Annotated in this window: 15 protein-coding genes and 2 pseudogenes; 15 read left to right on the top strand and 2 right to left on the bottom strand. The window is 38.1% G+C overall.

The features are described 5' to 3' along the window. Positions 1-12 precede the first annotated feature (12 nt). From HMPREF2933_RS10620 to groL, 12 genes are all read left to right on the top strand, one after another. A complete protein-coding gene (locus HMPREF2933_RS10620) occupies positions 13-1,239 on the top strand; it encodes a carbohydrate-binding module family 20 domain-containing protein (protein WP_024052610.1) in 1,227 nt (408 codons plus the stop codon). Positions 1,240-1,713: 474 nt separating this feature from the next. Then, entirely contained in the window at positions 1,714-2,700 is a 987-nt protein-coding gene (locus HMPREF2933_RS08805) for a sugar ABC transporter substrate-binding protein (RefSeq protein WP_024052611.1), read from the top strand. Further along, entirely contained in the window at positions 2,700-4,013 is a 1,314-nt protein-coding gene (locus HMPREF2933_RS08800; RefSeq protein WP_024052612.1) for a sensor histidine kinase, read from the top strand. The genes HMPREF2933_RS08805 and HMPREF2933_RS08800 overlap by 1 nt, the downstream gene beginning before the upstream one ends. Then, on the top strand, positions 4,006-4,689 hold the full coding sequence (locus tag HMPREF2933_RS08795) for a response regulator transcription factor (protein WP_024052613.1): 684 nt from the start codon (positions 4,006-4,008) through the stop codon (positions 4,687-4,689). The genes HMPREF2933_RS08800 and HMPREF2933_RS08795 overlap by 8 nt, the downstream gene beginning before the upstream one ends. Further along, positions 4,686-5,972 (top strand): ABC transporter substrate-binding protein, encoded by a 1,287-nt coding sequence (locus tag HMPREF2933_RS08790; protein WP_024052614.1) that lies wholly within the window; start codon positions 4,686-4,688, stop codon positions 5,970-5,972. The genes HMPREF2933_RS08795 and HMPREF2933_RS08790 overlap by 4 nt, the downstream gene beginning before the upstream one ends. A gap of 200 nt (positions 5,973-6,172) precedes the next feature. Further along, entirely contained in the window at positions 6,173-6,607 is a 435-nt protein-coding gene (locus HMPREF2933_RS08785; protein ID WP_042754111.1) for a PTS sugar transporter subunit IIA, read from the top strand. Positions 6,608-6,632: 25 nt separating this feature from the next. Then, entirely contained in the window at positions 6,633-7,127 is a 495-nt protein-coding gene (locus HMPREF2933_RS08780; RefSeq protein WP_070241519.1) for a PTS sugar transporter subunit IIB, read from the top strand. Between the two features lie 32 nt (positions 7,128-7,159). Continuing rightward, positions 7,160-8,008: a PTS mannose/fructose/sorbose/N-acetylgalactosamine transporter subunit IIC gene (locus HMPREF2933_RS08775; RefSeq protein ID WP_024052617.1), complete on the top strand. Its 849-nt coding sequence runs from the start codon at positions 7,160-7,162 to the stop codon at positions 8,006-8,008. A gap of 1 nt (position 8,009) precedes the next feature. Then, positions 8,010-8,840 (top strand): PTS system mannose/fructose/sorbose family transporter subunit IID, encoded by an 831-nt coding sequence (locus tag HMPREF2933_RS08770; RefSeq protein ID WP_022525277.1) that lies wholly within the window; start codon positions 8,010-8,012, stop codon positions 8,838-8,840. Between the two features lie 13 nt (positions 8,841-8,853). Then, complete coding sequence (locus HMPREF2933_RS08765) at positions 8,854-9,144, top strand: hypothetical protein (RefSeq protein WP_024052618.1); 291 nt, start codon at positions 8,854-8,856, stop codon at positions 9,142-9,144. 144 nt (positions 9,145-9,288) lie between these two features. Continuing rightward, a complete protein-coding gene (gene groES / locus HMPREF2933_RS08760) occupies positions 9,289-9,570 on the top strand; it encodes a co-chaperone GroES (protein ID WP_024052619.1) in 282 nt (93 codons plus the stop codon). 31 nt (positions 9,571-9,601) lie between these two features. After that, a complete protein-coding gene (gene groL, locus HMPREF2933_RS08755) occupies positions 9,602-11,224 on the top strand; it encodes a chaperonin GroEL (RefSeq protein WP_024052620.1) in 1,623 nt (540 codons plus the stop codon). Positions 11,225-11,313: 89 nt separating this feature from the next. Here groL and HMPREF2933_RS10450 read toward each other — a convergent pair. Further along, a pseudogene (locus HMPREF2933_RS10450) lies at positions 11,314-11,483 on the bottom strand (site-specific integrase); the annotation flags it as partial. A gap of 462 nt (positions 11,484-11,945) precedes the next feature. Here HMPREF2933_RS10450 and HMPREF2933_RS08745 point away from each other — a divergent pair. From HMPREF2933_RS08745 to HMPREF2933_RS08735, 3 genes are all read left to right on the top strand, one after another. Continuing rightward, positions 11,946-12,713 (top strand): epoxyqueuosine reductase QueH, encoded by a 768-nt coding sequence (locus HMPREF2933_RS08745; RefSeq protein ID WP_024052623.1) that lies wholly within the window; start codon positions 11,946-11,948, stop codon positions 12,711-12,713. Positions 12,714-12,897: 184 nt separating this feature from the next. Next, a complete protein-coding gene (locus HMPREF2933_RS08740; protein WP_024052624.1) occupies positions 12,898-13,536 on the top strand; it encodes a deoxynucleoside kinase in 639 nt (212 codons plus the stop codon). A 64-nt stretch (positions 13,537-13,600) separates the two neighbouring features. After that, entirely contained in the window at positions 13,601-14,260 is a 660-nt protein-coding gene (locus HMPREF2933_RS08735; RefSeq protein WP_070672806.1) for an HD domain-containing protein, read from the top strand. A 71-nt stretch (positions 14,261-14,331) separates the two neighbouring features. Here the strand turns inward: HMPREF2933_RS08735 and HMPREF2933_RS10445 are convergent. Further along, positions 14,332-14,840: pseudogene (locus tag HMPREF2933_RS10445) on the bottom strand (DUF308 domain-containing protein). Positions 14,841-15,078: the final 238 nt, after the last annotated feature.

Genomic DNA, 15,078 nt, shown 5'->3' with positions numbered 1-15,078 from the left:
AATAATAGCGGGATGAGCTTATTAGATTTTAGATTTGCAAATTCAGTTCGTAGTTTATTTACGAATCCTTCCTATACTATGCAAGACTTTTATAATGTCATAAAAGAAACGGAATCCGATTACAAAGAAGTAAATGATCAAGTCACTTTCATAGATAATCATGATATGAGCCGATTTTCAACGATAGTTAATGGCAATCGGACTGCTGTCAATCAAGCTTATGCTCTATTACTGACTTCTCGTGGAGTTCCAACTATTTATTACGGTAGTGAGCAATATGATAAAGGTGAGAGTGCCCCATATAATCGTTCTGATATTACTTCATTTAATCAAACAACAGATGCCTATCAAATTATTAGCAAACTTTCAAAATTGAGAAAATCGAATAAAGCACTAGCATATGGTCAAACAGTTGAGCGATGGATTAATCAGGATGTGTTAATTTTTGAGCGGCACTTTGGGAATAGTGTTGCAATAGTAGCTGTCAATAAAGGAGATAAAAGTTATCATATAGATAATTTAAAGCCCCATTTACCTAAAGGAGATTATGTAGATAAACTAGCTTCTATGATGGCTGCAGGAAACATACAAGTTCGTTCAGATAATTCGGTTACTCCTTTTGAATTAAAAGCAGGCAGTGTTGGGGTATGGACTTATGATAATTCTCAAACAACGAAGTTATCTGTGGGGGATATAGATCCATCAATAGGCAGTGTTGGCAATGAAATAGCAATTACTGGAGAAGGTTTTGGAAACAAGGAAGGTCAAGTTAAATTTGGAGATACTAATGCGAAGGTGTTGAGTTGGTCTGATACTTTGATAAAAGTCTTAATACCTGAAGTAGCAGCTGGTAAATATGCAATTCACGTTTCAAATTTAAGAGGAGAAAAGGGGACCTATTCAGACTTTGAGGTTTTAACAGGAAAGCAAATTCCTGTAAGATTAATTGCAGACAACGCTCAAACGTTGCCGGGTGAAAATTTATACGTTGTCGGAAATGTTAGTGAATTGGGAAATTGGGATGCCAATAAAGCTATAGGTCCTATGTTTAATGCAACGGCATCGATTGCACAGTACCCTTCATGGTTTTATGATATCAATTTACCCAAAAATAAAAACATAGAATATAAGTTTATTAAGAAAAATAAAGATGGACAAATTATTTGGGAAAGTGGAGAAAATCATAAGATAACAAGTAGTGAAGAAGCACAAAACAAAAGAGCAAGTTGGCAAAACTAAATGACTTGATACTAAGAAGAAATAATAGAACTTCTTTACAATGTCAAAAATAGATTTCAAAATTGTAAGCAAGTTTGTAATCTGTCTTTACACCTATATAATACAAATTTTGTAGTAAATTAGGAAAGATTTGAGGCTGGGACAAAAGAGTCCCGGTCTCGTTTTTTTGTAGAAATAGCCTCTTGATGCGGTAGCTAATTGGACTTTTGTTCGTCTTTTCGTGGTTCCATCGCCTTTGTGTTTGTTATATTGGAATATGCTGAAGGAATGAGTTCAGACATTAAATTTCAAGTTTTTGAGTGGTTTTGTTTATTTATTATATAAAATGGAAAGTAGTGATTGTTTGTATCTACAATCAGCCATTTCTGCTCTTTCATATTCATATTAAATTTTGTTTTTTTGTATAAATATAATATAATAAACCTAGCTAAACCAGAGTTTTCTGTTTAAGATTGCTGTTGATAAGGAGAAAAAATGAGAGCAGGTAAAGGAAAAAAGCAATATCGCAATTGTCGTAAATATCTATTATTTTCTCTATTAGTTTTTGTTTTGACGGGCTTAGTTTTTCTCTATGTAAAGGGAATTTCATCAGATAGTAAACAGGTCAAGATAGGAGCAACCTATATGACGATGAATAATGATTTTTATAAAACTTTAAATGCGGAGATTGAGAAAAAAACGAATCAACAGGGCAATCGGCTTTATGTGCGGGACCCAGAATTAGACGAAGACAAGCAAAGTCAGCAGATTGATTATTTTGTTCAAGAAAGAGTAAATGTGATTGTTATAAACCCAGTTAAGAGTGACAGTCCAAAGATTCTGACTTCTTTAAATAAAGCCAGAAAAGCGGGAATCAAGATTATTGTTGTGGATGCACCTGTTAGCAAAGATGCTAAAGTTGATACTACTATTGTGTCAGACAATTATCAAGCCGGTGTGTTGATAGCAAACGATATGATGAAACGATTGTCAAGTGCGAAGGTTTTACTATTGGAACATCATAACGCTGTGTCTGCGATGGATCGGATTCAAGGATTTTTAGATACGATTAAAGGGCATCCTGCTTATCAGGTGGTTTCTAAGCGGGAAACATTGGGGCAGACGGAAGAAAGTATGCCTCAAGTAAAAAAGGCATTGAACGAAGGAATGCAATTTAATGTGGTCATGTCTTTAAATGATCGTGCTGCAATCGGAGCTCTCGCAGCCATAAAAGATCAAGGTGTGACAGACAATATTGCAATTTATGGCGTAGATGGCTCGCCTGATATTAAGAATTTCCTTGCCAACACCAATGATATTCAAGGAACGGTTGCCCAGTCTCCGATTCAAATGGGCGGAAAGGTGACAGAAGTGATTGAGCGCATGATGAAGCATCAATCTTACAAAAAGGAGTACCTGATTCCTGTTCATTTGGTGAATAAAGATAACATCGGGCAATATACAATTACAGGGTGGCAATAATGAGACGAAATAAAAGTATTTTTTATAGCAAAATTGCTTTAATGGTCATCAATTTTATTGCCATTGTTTATAATGCCTCTATTTATCTTTTTGCGACGAATTACGTGGTCGCAAGAGGTTATGCTCATTCACTATTGGGGCGTTTGGATGCTATCCCAGGCTCGCCGAGCTTTAGTTTTTGGTTAGCTATTATCTTTTATGCTTGCTTGCTATTAGTATTTTATTACCGCGAGAAACACCCAAATCAGCTATCCGTTTATGATAAAGTAACTATTATTGAGATTTTGCTGATGTTAGTTATCTTTTCTGTCCTGCATTCTTCTTATAATGGTCTGATTCTCTTGGTTTTTGCGGATATTTTTTACGGTTCTAAGGAGTTCAACACTTCAAAAGATCGGAAATATTGGTTTTCCTTTATCATTTTGAGCTTTACTATGTTGCTCTTATCCAACTATGATTTGATGTCACTTTTTGTTAAATTGCCTTCGTTAGATACCTACATTCGCTTTTGTCCAGAATCCATTCGCATGGCTCTCCTTTTTGGAAAGAATTTTCTCTTTTCACTGAATCTAGTTGTCTTTATGATTTCTCTACTATTTTATATTTTATCTGCGATGACCGAAAAACATCATATTGAAGAAGAGCTACGCATGGCCGCACAAGCCAATCGCGAGTTGAATAGTTATTTAGCCTTATCTGAAAAAATCGCAGAAGACCGTGAAAGAAAGCGAATCGCTAGAGAAATTCATGATACGCTAGGGCATGCTTTGACAGGGATTTCTGCGGGGATTGATGCAGTTAAAGTATTGGTGGATATTGACAAAAATCGTGCTAAGGAACAGTTAGAAAATGTTTCTGTGGTTGTGCGAGACGGTATCCGTGATGTGCGAGGTTCACTCAATAAAATGCGACCTGGTGCTTTAGAAAATAATAGCTTAAAGGAAGCGTTGTTCAAAATTATTCGAGAATATGAAGCCATTTCTAATTTGGAAATTCATTTTCGCTATGAATGGGCCACAATTGATTTAGATATTGCAAAAGAAGATATTGTCTTTCGGGTGATTCAAGAGTCCATTACCAATTCGGTACGGCATGGGCATGCCAAAACGGTTTGGATTGAGTTATTAGAAGAAGAGAATTATATCATGACCATTCAAGACGATGGAGTCGGCTTTGATGAGCTTTACTATGGTTATGGTCTCAAACAAATGCAGGAGCGTTTGGCGATTATTGGTGGGAATGTTCATTTTGAAAATCGCAACGGTTTCTATACTCATATTGAAATTCCGAAAATAGGAGGAAAAAATGATTAAAGTTTTAATAGCAGATGATCAAGCCTTGATTCGTGAGTCTTTACAGATTGTTTTATCGGCACATCCAGATATTGAAGTAGTGGGAATAGTCGGAGATGGCAAAGAAGTGCTTGACAAACTGCATCATGTACACCCTGATGTGATTTTAATGGACATTCGAATGCCTGTTATGGACGGTGTTCTCTGTACAAAGGCAGTCAAAGAACACTATCCAGATATCAAAATTATTATTCTAACAACTTTTGATGACGATGATTTCATTTTTTCTGCTTTAAAATATGGTGCTTCTGGTTATATCTTAAAAGGAGTCTCTACTGAAGAATTGTATCAAGCTATTCAAACGGTTCACAAAGGCGGAGCTATGATTAATCCGAACATTGCTAGCAAAGTGTTTAAAATCTTTTCACAAATGGCGCAGTCGAATTTTGCCATTTCTGTTGCGGAAGAAAATGTAGAAGATATGAGTCAGACTGAGTGGAAGATTATCCAACAAATTGGTTTTGGAGTTTCAAACAAGGAAATTGCAGCGAAGTTGTTCTTGTCTGAAGGGACAGTGCGGAATTACTTGTCAGGTATTCTGACGAAATTAAATTTGCGAGATCGCACGCAATTAGCTATTTGGGCTGTGCAGACAGGTGTTACCCAACGTGATTTTAGTAAGGACAATGACAAATGAAGTGGCGGATGAGGTATTTGACGATGTTCGTCTCGGCTCTCCTTTTAGTGACCCTTAGCTTTGTTTTATGGACTTCCAATCAAAAAAAGATTTTGCGAATTGAAGTGTATGCAGGCAGCAGCTGGGACGTTCCGAATAGTCGTGAGAATAGAGTGTTAGACAATATTATTCGCCAATTTGAAAAGTCACATCCCAATGTCAAGGTCGTTTATGAGAGTGGAATTCCTAAAAAGGACTATGACAATTGGCTAGCAGAAAAGATTCTAAAAGGTGAGCAGGCAGATGTATTTATGGTGCCTGAAAATGATTTTTCAATGTTGGCATCTTCTGGAGCATTCAAATCTTTGGATTCTTTGATTAGTAAGGAAGAAGCCGCGGCTTACTATTCAGTTGCCTACCAAGCTGGACAGTATCAGGGGCGCAGTTATGCTTTGCCGATTGAAAGTAACCCTGTCATGATGTGTGTCAATAAGGATTTGCTGGAAAAAGAAGGCATTTCAATTCCTAACTCTAATTGGACTTTAGAGGATTTATATGCGATTTGTCAAAAAGTAACAAAGGATACAGATGGTGACAGTCTGATTGACCAGTATGGCATTACGGATTATACTTGGAAGCAAGCCTTGGTGGCGTATAACGGGCATTTAAGAAATCAAAATGGTGTTAATGTTGATAGTGTCGAAATGCATCAGGCACTCTCCTTTATCAGTAAATTGGATTCATTAAATCAACGGTACAAGGTAACGTCAAATGATTTTGATGAAGGTAAGGTCGCCTTTTATCCAATGAGTTTGGCTCAATATCGAACCTACAAACCCTATCCCTACCATGTGGCAAAATATTCTAGATTTTCTTGGACTTGTATTCCCATGCCAGCTGCTAAAGCAGGAATTCCTGCAACACAAGTGAAAACGTCCCTTTTTGCCATGTCTTCAAAGACAAAACAGGACAAATTAGCTTGGGAATTTATGAAATTATTGTGTCAAAATCAAAAAACTCAACAGAATTTATTTGAAAAGTCGCAAGGAACATCTGTCTTGCTATCAGTTGTTAAAAGCAGTCAGACGAAAAAGATTTTACAAGCAGATGATTTTGGGCTGAATTCATTGACTTCTCAAAGATTGGATCATATGATGAAACATTCTGTCTTAGATATTAGTCGAGATGTGGATTATCACTCTCTGGAACGCATTTATCACTTACTCGAAAATGCTCTCAAGAACAATGAAATCGACAGTCGCTTGCCAAGTATTCAAAGGGAAATGGAAGAAACAGGCAAATAGAGGTTTAACGAAGAATAAATATCAAAATAGTCAGATGAGAGATTTTTGAACTCAAAGCTGGCTATTTTTCTTTTTGAAAAACTATATGACATTTGTCATATTTTAACTAACAAATGTCATCTTTACAAAGTGACATTCGACAATATGAAATCGGTTCCATGTTTGGTAAAATAAGGCTAGGAAATGAAGGAGGAAAGAACATGAAATATCTAGTACTGGTCAGTCATGGTGGACTAGCAGAAGGTGTGCAAAGCTCTTTGAGGATGTTCGCTGGGGATAAGACCGACCAAGTCGTTGCAGTAGGCCTAAAAGAAGGCAAGTCTGTTGAAGATTTCGCTCTTGACTTTCGTCAAGCGTTAGCAAATCTGGGAACAGAAGATACGGTTTTGGTGTTGGCAGACATTGTCGGAGGAAGTCCTTTGACGACAGCTTGCAATGTTTTATCAGAACTTGGCAAGTTAAACACTGCAGTCGTACTTGGTGGTCTCAATTTGACAATGGCACTCACAGGCTTAGTGATGAAAGATATGTTGGAAGGAAAAGAATTGGCACAAGCCATTCTCTCAGAAGCATCCGTAGCGCTGCAAGAATTTGATGTAGTTGCTAGTGACGAAGAGGATGAAGACGATATTTAAAAAAAGATTAAAAAGGAGATTTATCATGACAATTTCATTTGTACGTATTGATGACCGTATGATTCACGGTCAAACAGTAACTCGCTGGGCAAAGGAATATCCTTGTGACGGCTTAGTTGCTGTCAATAATGCTGCAGCAGGAAATGCAGTTTTGAAACAAGCCTACAAAGCAGCTTCTGATAAAAAAACATTCGTTTGGACAAACGAAGCATGGAAAGAAAAATCACAAAAGGTATTGGATTCCGATAGTCGCTATTTCTTGATTACTAAAAATTCAATTGATATGAAAGAAATACTAGTTGATCAAGGTTTTGTGCCTGGTGATATCAAAGAAATCATCGTTGGTCCAGCCAATGACCGTCCAGGAGCTATTAAATTAGGAAACAACCAATCCATCACACAAGAGGAAGCGGAAGCACTTGAAGCGATTCAAAAAGCTGGCTATAAAGTGAAATTCCAACTCTTGCCAGATGTGTCTATTGGCTACTGGGACGATTTCAAATCTAAATTTGGTTTTTAACAAAATATAATAAGCATTAAGGAGGCTTTATTATGACAATTTCGTGGTTTCAAGCCGCTTTACTAGGGTTATTTGCCTGTCTATCATCTATGCCTGGTCTAGGTGGTACTTCCATTGGTAACTATACTCTTGGGCGCCCACTTGTAGGTGGTCTTGTTTCAGGACTGATCTTAGGAGATGTGAAATTAGGTATCATCTGTGGGGTTGCGATGCAACTTGTTTACATCGCTTTGGTAACACCTGGCGGTACTGTTTCAGCTGACGTTCGTGCGGTTTCTTATATTGGGATTCCTCTGGCAATGGTTGCTATTCAATCACAAGGACTATCACTTGACTCTGCAGACGCTGCTAACTTGGCTAAATCAATGGGAACACTCGTTGGTACAGTCGGTACAGTTCTTTTCTATGGTACAGCTACTATGAATCTACTTTGGCAACATATTGGTTGGAAAGCTGTTGAAAAAGGTGAATTTAAACGCCTGTACATGGTAGACTGGGGCTTTCCTTGGATTTCACACTTAGTATTCTCATTCTTGCCAACGCTTATTATGTGTAAATTAGGTGCTGATGCGGTTACTGCTTTAAAAACAGCTCTTCCATTAGATGGTATTCCAATGAAAACCCTCTTTACGGTCGGCTCTCTCCTTCCATGTGTCGGAATTGCCATCCTCTTAAAACAAATCGTTGAAAAAGCTGTTGATTTCATTCCATTCTTTGTTGGATTTACTTTAGCAGCTTCATTAGGACTTAACCTTGTATCTTGTGCAGTCATTTCATTAATCTTTGCAGTATTATTCTATGAAATTCAAATGGCGAAAAATGTAAGAGCACAAGCGGCTGCCAGTGCAAGTTTTGATGATGACGATGAGGAGGATATTTAAAATGGTTAAATTAACGAAAAAAACATTAGGAAAATCTTTTCATCATTGGTATTATGGGAACTTGACTTGCTTCTCACAAGAACACATGCAAACCTTTGGATATCTGGCTTCAATGTTACCAATTGTGGAAGAATTATATTCTAAAAAAGAAGATCAAGCAAAAGCAATGCACACCTACACCGCATTCTTTAACACGGAGCCGCAATTAGGTGCATTGATTGTAGGGATTACAGCAGGTTTAGAAGAAGCGCGCGCGAATGGGGCTGATGGAGTAGATGATGAAACAATCAACGGTCTTCGTGCTGGTCTCATGGGACCTGTTGCAGGAATTGGTGATTCACTGATTGTTGGTACTTTGATTCCGATTATACTAGGTATTGCTCTCGGTTTGTCAAACGGTGGTTCACCACTTGGTGCGATTTTCTATATCGTGGTTTGGAACTTGCTCGCCTACTTTGGTATGAAATTCGCCTACTTTAAAGGGTACGAACTAGGAGATAAAGCAGTTGAATTTCTTGTAGGCCCTCAAGGACAAGCTATCCGTAAGTCGGTGTCTATCATTGGTGGTATGGTCATCGGTGCGGTTGCAGCGACATGGGTACCTGTTAAGACAGCTTTCAAATTGAAAGATTCTTCAGGGAAAGCCTTCTTGGTTTTACAAAGCCAATTAGACGGTGTTTATCCAGGTTTATTGACAGCTTTGTTTATCGTCTTTTGCTGGTGGTTGATGGCGAAGAAAAATCTCTCACCAATCAAAGTAATGTTGCTTCTCGTTGTAGTGGCCTTTCTTGGTGTATTGGTTGGCTTCTTCAATCCAGGATTGAAATACTAAATAGGAGAAAAATATGACAGAACAAGAATTGATTCAAGGATATGAAACGGAAATTCAATACCAAAAACACATGATTGAAAATCTAGGGCGTTGGTTTAGTCTCTTCTTTACTATTACTAGTATCGGTCTTGTTCTGGTTTATTTCTTCCGTCAGACCAATTTTATTAGCTTCATTGCTGGAACGATCCTAGCGGTCCTAGGGATTCTAGCAATGCTTGTCTTTGGTTATGGTATTTATAAAGGACGATTGAATATTAAAAAAGTTATTGACGATTTTGAAGAAAAATTAAGATTGATCCAATAAAAACTTATTTGCTTTCCCCCTAAAAACTTTGTCGTTTGACAGAGTTTTTTTCTTGACTATTTCTGACCAAGTGATACAATAGAAAATGTAAATATTAGCACTCGTGTATATAGAGTGCTAAAACAAGATATTGGAGGTAAACAAATGCTTAAACCATTAGGCGACCGTGTGGTCCTAAAAGTAGAAGAAAGAGAACAAAAAGTTGGTGGCTTTGTCATTGCAGGCGCAGGACAAGATGCAACGAAGACGGCAAAAGTTATAGCTGTCGGGGAAGGAATTCGTACGCTCAACGGTGAACTCGTTGCTCCAAGCGTGAAGGTCGATGATACTGTTCTCGTTGAAAGCCACGCAGGAATTGAAGTCAAAGACGGCGAAGAAAAGTACCTCGTTGTCAATGAAGCAAATATTCTAGCGATTGTTGAATAAATAAAAATTTATAGAAAGAGGAATTGTAAAAATGGCAAAAGATATTAAATTTTCAGCAGATGCAAGAAGCGCCATGGTGCGTGGTGTTGATATTTTGGCAGATACCGTTAAAGTAACCTTAGGCCCTAAAGGGCGCAATGTCGTTCTTGAAAAATCATTTGGCTCACCACTCATCACAAATGACGGTGTCACCATTGCAAAAGAAATCGAACTCGAAGATCATTTTGAAAATATGGGAGCTAAGTTGGTGTCAGAAGTTGCATCAAAAACCAATGATATCGCTGGTGACGGAACAACTACTGCGACTGTGTTGACGCAAGCAATTGTCCGTGAAGGAATCAAAAATGTAACTGCTGGTGCAAACCCAATCGGCATTCGTCGTGGTATTGAAACAGCTGTTGCAACAGCTGTTGAAGCCTTAAAAGCAAATTCTGTTCCGGTTTCTAATAAAGAAGCCATTGCGCAAGTTGCAGCCGTATCATCACGCAGTGAAAAAGTCGGAGAATACATCTCTGAAGCTATGGAAAAAGTTGGCAACGACGGTGTCATCACTATTGAAGAATCAAAAGGAATGGAAACAGAGCTAGATGTTGTGGAAGGTATGCAGTTTGACCGTGGCTATCTTTCTCAATACATGGTAACAGATAATGAAAAAATGGTTGCTGATTTAGATAATCCATATATCTTGATTACAGATAAGAAGATTTCTAATATCCAAGAAATTCTTCCTTTGTTGGAAAATATCTTGAAGACTAGTCGTCCATTATTGATTATCGCAGATGATGTAGACGGTGAAGCTCTTCCAACTCTTGTGTTAAATAAAATCCGCGGTACTTTCAATGTAGTCGCTGTGAAAGCGCCAGGATTCGGAGACCGTCGTAAGGCTATGTTAGAAGATATTGCGATTTTGACTGGTGGTACAGTAATTACAGAAGATCTTGGTCTGGAATTGAAAGATGCAACGATTGAAGCGCTTGGACAAGCCTCAAAAGTGACTGTGGACAAAGATAGCACTGTTATCGTTGAAGGCTCTGGTGATTCCGAAGCGATTGCTAACCGTGTGGGTGTTATTAAATCCCAAATCGAAAGTTCTACGTCTGACTTTGACCGTGAAAAGCTCCAAGAACGCTTAGCGAAATTGTCAGGCGGTGTGGCTGTCATCAAAGTTGGTGCTGCAACAGAAACAGAACTCAAAGAAATGAAACTCCGCATCGAAGATGCCCTCAATGCAACTCGCGCCGCTGTTGAAGAAGGAATTGTCTCAGGTGGTGGAACAGCCTTTGTCAATGTTTTAAGTGCCGTTGAAGCGCTAGAGTTGTCAGGTGACGAAGCAACTGGTCGCAACATCGTTCTTCGTGCGTTAGAAGAACCTGTTCGCCAAATCGCTTTGAATGCAGGATTTGAAGGTTCTATCGTCATTGACCGCTTGAAAAATTCGAAAGCTGGAACTGGTTTTAATGCTGCTACAGGTGAATGGGTGAACATGATTGATGCTGGGATTATTGACCCAGTCAAGGTTACTCGTTCTGCCCTTCAAAATGCAGCTTCAGTAGCGAGCCTCATCTTAACAACTGAAGCAGTTGTTGCTAACCAACCAGAACCAGCCAGTCCAACTCCAGCAATGGATCCAAGTATGATGGGCGGCATGATGTAATATATAACTAAAACCCTTGTAATATCAAGGGTTTTACTATTGTCTGAAACATGATTAAAGGCAAGGAGGGGCAAAAAAGGGGCAAAAGTTTATAACTTGTTTAGAGCGTCTATAGCATTCTTTCTTGCGTTTTTTGTGACGTGATTATAAATAGCTAGAGTAGTTTCAGGGTCAGAGTGTCCTACTCGCTCCATAATTACCTTAAGTGGGACAATAAAGAGATGTGGGAATGTCTGAATATGTGGCTAGTTAAATACTTTTTGAAATGCAGCTCTTACCCATGTTCAATTTTGAGAGTGGGACAGAAATCAATCATTCGAAGAATTTGATTTTTCAGCAAGTCCCAATTTCTAGTTGCTGACCTAAAATAGTCCACAGGACTGTTTTGACTTTTACCTTTGCACAGTTGGTTAGGATAGCCGCTATCACCGGTATAACAAGGGATAAGGTTATCCAACCAACCACTGTGTATTGCAAGCCAAACTATAAAATGCATGAGGTTGGGAACTTTTGTCTCAACCTCTTTTTTAGCTTGATTTCATATAGAAGACAAAAAGGATACAAAGTAAAAATAGAAGTTCCAAAAATGTTCGATGAATATTAGGAATTTATTGCTGTTACTTAATAAATTAGTACCACTTGACAAAGCCATTCTCTTTTGTCTATTTGTCTCTGCTCCTTTTCTGTGGTAAAATAGTGATACATTTCTAAGGAGAAAACAATGATTGATGTTGAAGAAATTCTGAGTAAAATGAATCCCAATCAAAAGATCAATTACGACCGCGTGATGCAAAAAATGGTCAAAGTTTGGAAAGCAGACCAGAAGCGTCCTACGATTTTGATGCACACCTGCTGTGCACCTTGCTCAACTTATACGCTGGAGTATTTGACCCAGTATGCGGACGTGACGGTTTATTTTGCCAATTCAAATATTCACCCCAAAGCAGAATACCAACGCCGTGCCTATGTTACTCAAAAATTTGTTCACGATTTTAATGAAAATACTGGTAATCATGTTCAATATTTAGAAGCTCCCTATGAGCCTCAGGAATTTTTCCGGACAGTACACGGTTTGGAAGAAGAGCCGGAAGGTGGCGATCGTTGTAAAGTTTGCTATGATTATCGCTTGGATAAAACGGCACAAGTGGCGGTTGATTTGGGATTTGACTATTTTGGAAGTGCCTTGACAATCAGCCCTCATAAAAATTCGCAGACAATCAATAGCGTTGGAATTGAAGTACAGAAAGTTTATGCAACGCAGTATCTTCCTAGTGATTTCAAGAAAAATCAAGGCTATAAGCGCTCAGTCGAAATGTGCGAGGAGTACGACATTTACCGCCAATGTTATTGTGGTTGTGTATTTGCAGCACAGGCGCAAGGAATTGACCTCGTTCAGATTAAAAAAGATGCGACGGCTTTTTTGAAAGGAAAAGATTTAGAAAAAGATTATTCGCATATCAAATTTACTGTCACGAATGGAGAATCCTAAAATAACGCTTGTATGGAGTTGATTGCGCTTCTTTATACAAGGTTATTTTTGTTTGTACATTTAGAAGTTTTATATCTTGACGTCATCAATATATTGTGTTATCATTTTCTTTGGCACAATATATGGTAGTTCAACTGAGACTGATGACCTGATATTGGATAGATTTGGGAGGTGCAGGAAGATAGTGATTATTTTAGCGGGCATGATTGGGGTAGGCAAGACGACCTACACTTATCGACTAGCCGAGGAATTAGGAACGCAGCCTTTTTTTGAACCTGTAGAAGAAAACCCTATTTTGGATAAGTATTATGAAGACCCTGATAAGTATGGTTTTGCTTTGCAGATTTACTTTCTAAACAAACGCTTTAAAATGATTAAAGCGGCCTATCATGATGACAATAACATTCTAGATCGTTCTATTTATGAAGATGCTCTGTTTACTTACATCAATACCCTCAAAGGCAGCATTAGTGAGCAAGAGTACAATATCTACTTGGAACTTTTGGACAATATGATGGAAGAAATCCAAGGTTTACCTAAGAAGGCGCCAGATTTGTTGATTTATTTAGACGGAAGTTTCGATCATATTATGAACAATATCAAAAAACGTGGTCGCGATTATGAGCAACCAAATGAAGAAAATGGGCTCGCTGACTACTATCAGCTGCTTTACAAGCATTATCAAAATTGGTATGAAGATTACAATTATAGTCCTAAAATGAGAATTGCAACGGATGATTTAGATATTGCAAATCCAAATGACTGGAATCACGTGTATCAACAAATTCAACAAAAAATGAAAACGATTGGGCTTCAAAAGTGAGTTCAATCAAAAAATCTCAAAATCGCTTCGAGATTTTTGTGTATATAAATAAAAAGGGTGACAGATGATAACGGATAGACAAGCGAAAATTCTTCAAGAAGCGAGAGATTTTGTTTATGCTGAACTGAAAGACGAGATGAGCGGGCATGACTGGTGGCATATTGTGCGTGTCACGAACAATGCTGTAGAAATTGCTACACAAGAACAAGCAGATGTTTTTATTTGCGAGCTAGCTGCCTTGCTGCATGATATAGCTGACGGGAAATTAAATGAGAATGAAGAGGTGGGCTTGCAAAAGGTTGAGCAATGGCTACAGAATCATCAGGCTTCAGATGCGGAAATAGCTCATGTGCTGGATATTATTTCAACGATGTCATTTAAAGGTGGTCATCAACAGAAGAATGTCAGCACTTTGGAGGGGAAAATTGTTCAAGACGCTGACCGTTTGGATGCGATTGGAGCGATTGGAATAGCGCGAGCTATGGCTTATTCAGGTCATATAGGGAGACCGATTCACGATCCAGATTTGCAGCCGAGAGAAAACATGACATTGGAAGAATATCGCGCTGGGAAGAGTTCAGCTATCATGCATTTCTATGAGAAATTACTCAAATTAAAAGACTTGATGAATACAGACTATGCTAAGCAATTAGCGATAGGTCGCCACCACTTTTTGGAAGAATACCTAGAGCAATTCTATGCAGAATGGGATGCGAAAAAGTGACAATTAAAGATACGAAAAAGCTGAGAATATAACTTCCCAGCTATTTTAATATGCCCAAAATGGTAGCTAGATTATTTACGAAAGGCATCAACGATATAGGTAAAACCAGCAATTAAAAATGCAAAAGCAACGGCATAAATGACAAAGACGCTTGTAGCTGTTGGATTGAACAAAATGACTAATCTAAGCAGAAATACAAGTAGCGCCACCCACATGATGTGATTGCCAATAGCAGGGAAAATCAGTCCTAGACAATTACCTTTAAAGAAAGCAATAATGGCTTCTACAATTAACTAAATTCCTAAAATGGTTGGAATGATGACAGGTAAGGTCACAATCCATAGGCAACGAGGTAGAGAGCTAAGAGAAGATTAACAATCCCTTGGAAAAGATAAACTGGTGAGCGAAGCTCTTTTGGTACAGAGAAATAGCCTAAAATAGCTGCTATAGAAGCAACCAGTAAACCAAATGCAATCCACCAGCTGTAAGCAACAAGATTAGCTACTGGGTTTGTAAATAGAAAAAGTGCTAAAAGGATAAAAACAACTCCTGCAAGGAATAGCAATAAACGATTAGAAATTTCATTTCAATACCCCCTATATAGTATAGTTTGAGAATGAAAGCATTTTAACTCTTTTGATGGGAGATATCAAGAAAGGAAATAGATAGTTTGAGAATTTTAGTATGGCTTTTTGTGGAACAAAAAAGGCTGTTTTATTATTTTTTGTAACTATAACAAGGTTAGAAGATTATAAGTGGGAACAACAAAAAAGAGGATGGGACAAAAATCCGACCTCAAATATAAAAAGCGAACAAAA

This window comes from Streptococcus sp. HMSC066F10 (assembly GCF_001813805.1).
GTDB lineage: Bacteria > Bacillota > Bacilli > Lactobacillales > Streptococcaceae > Streptococcus > Streptococcus vaginalis.
Note: the sequence above shows the minus strand (reverse complement) of the source record. Positions and strands in the feature narration are given on the sequence as shown.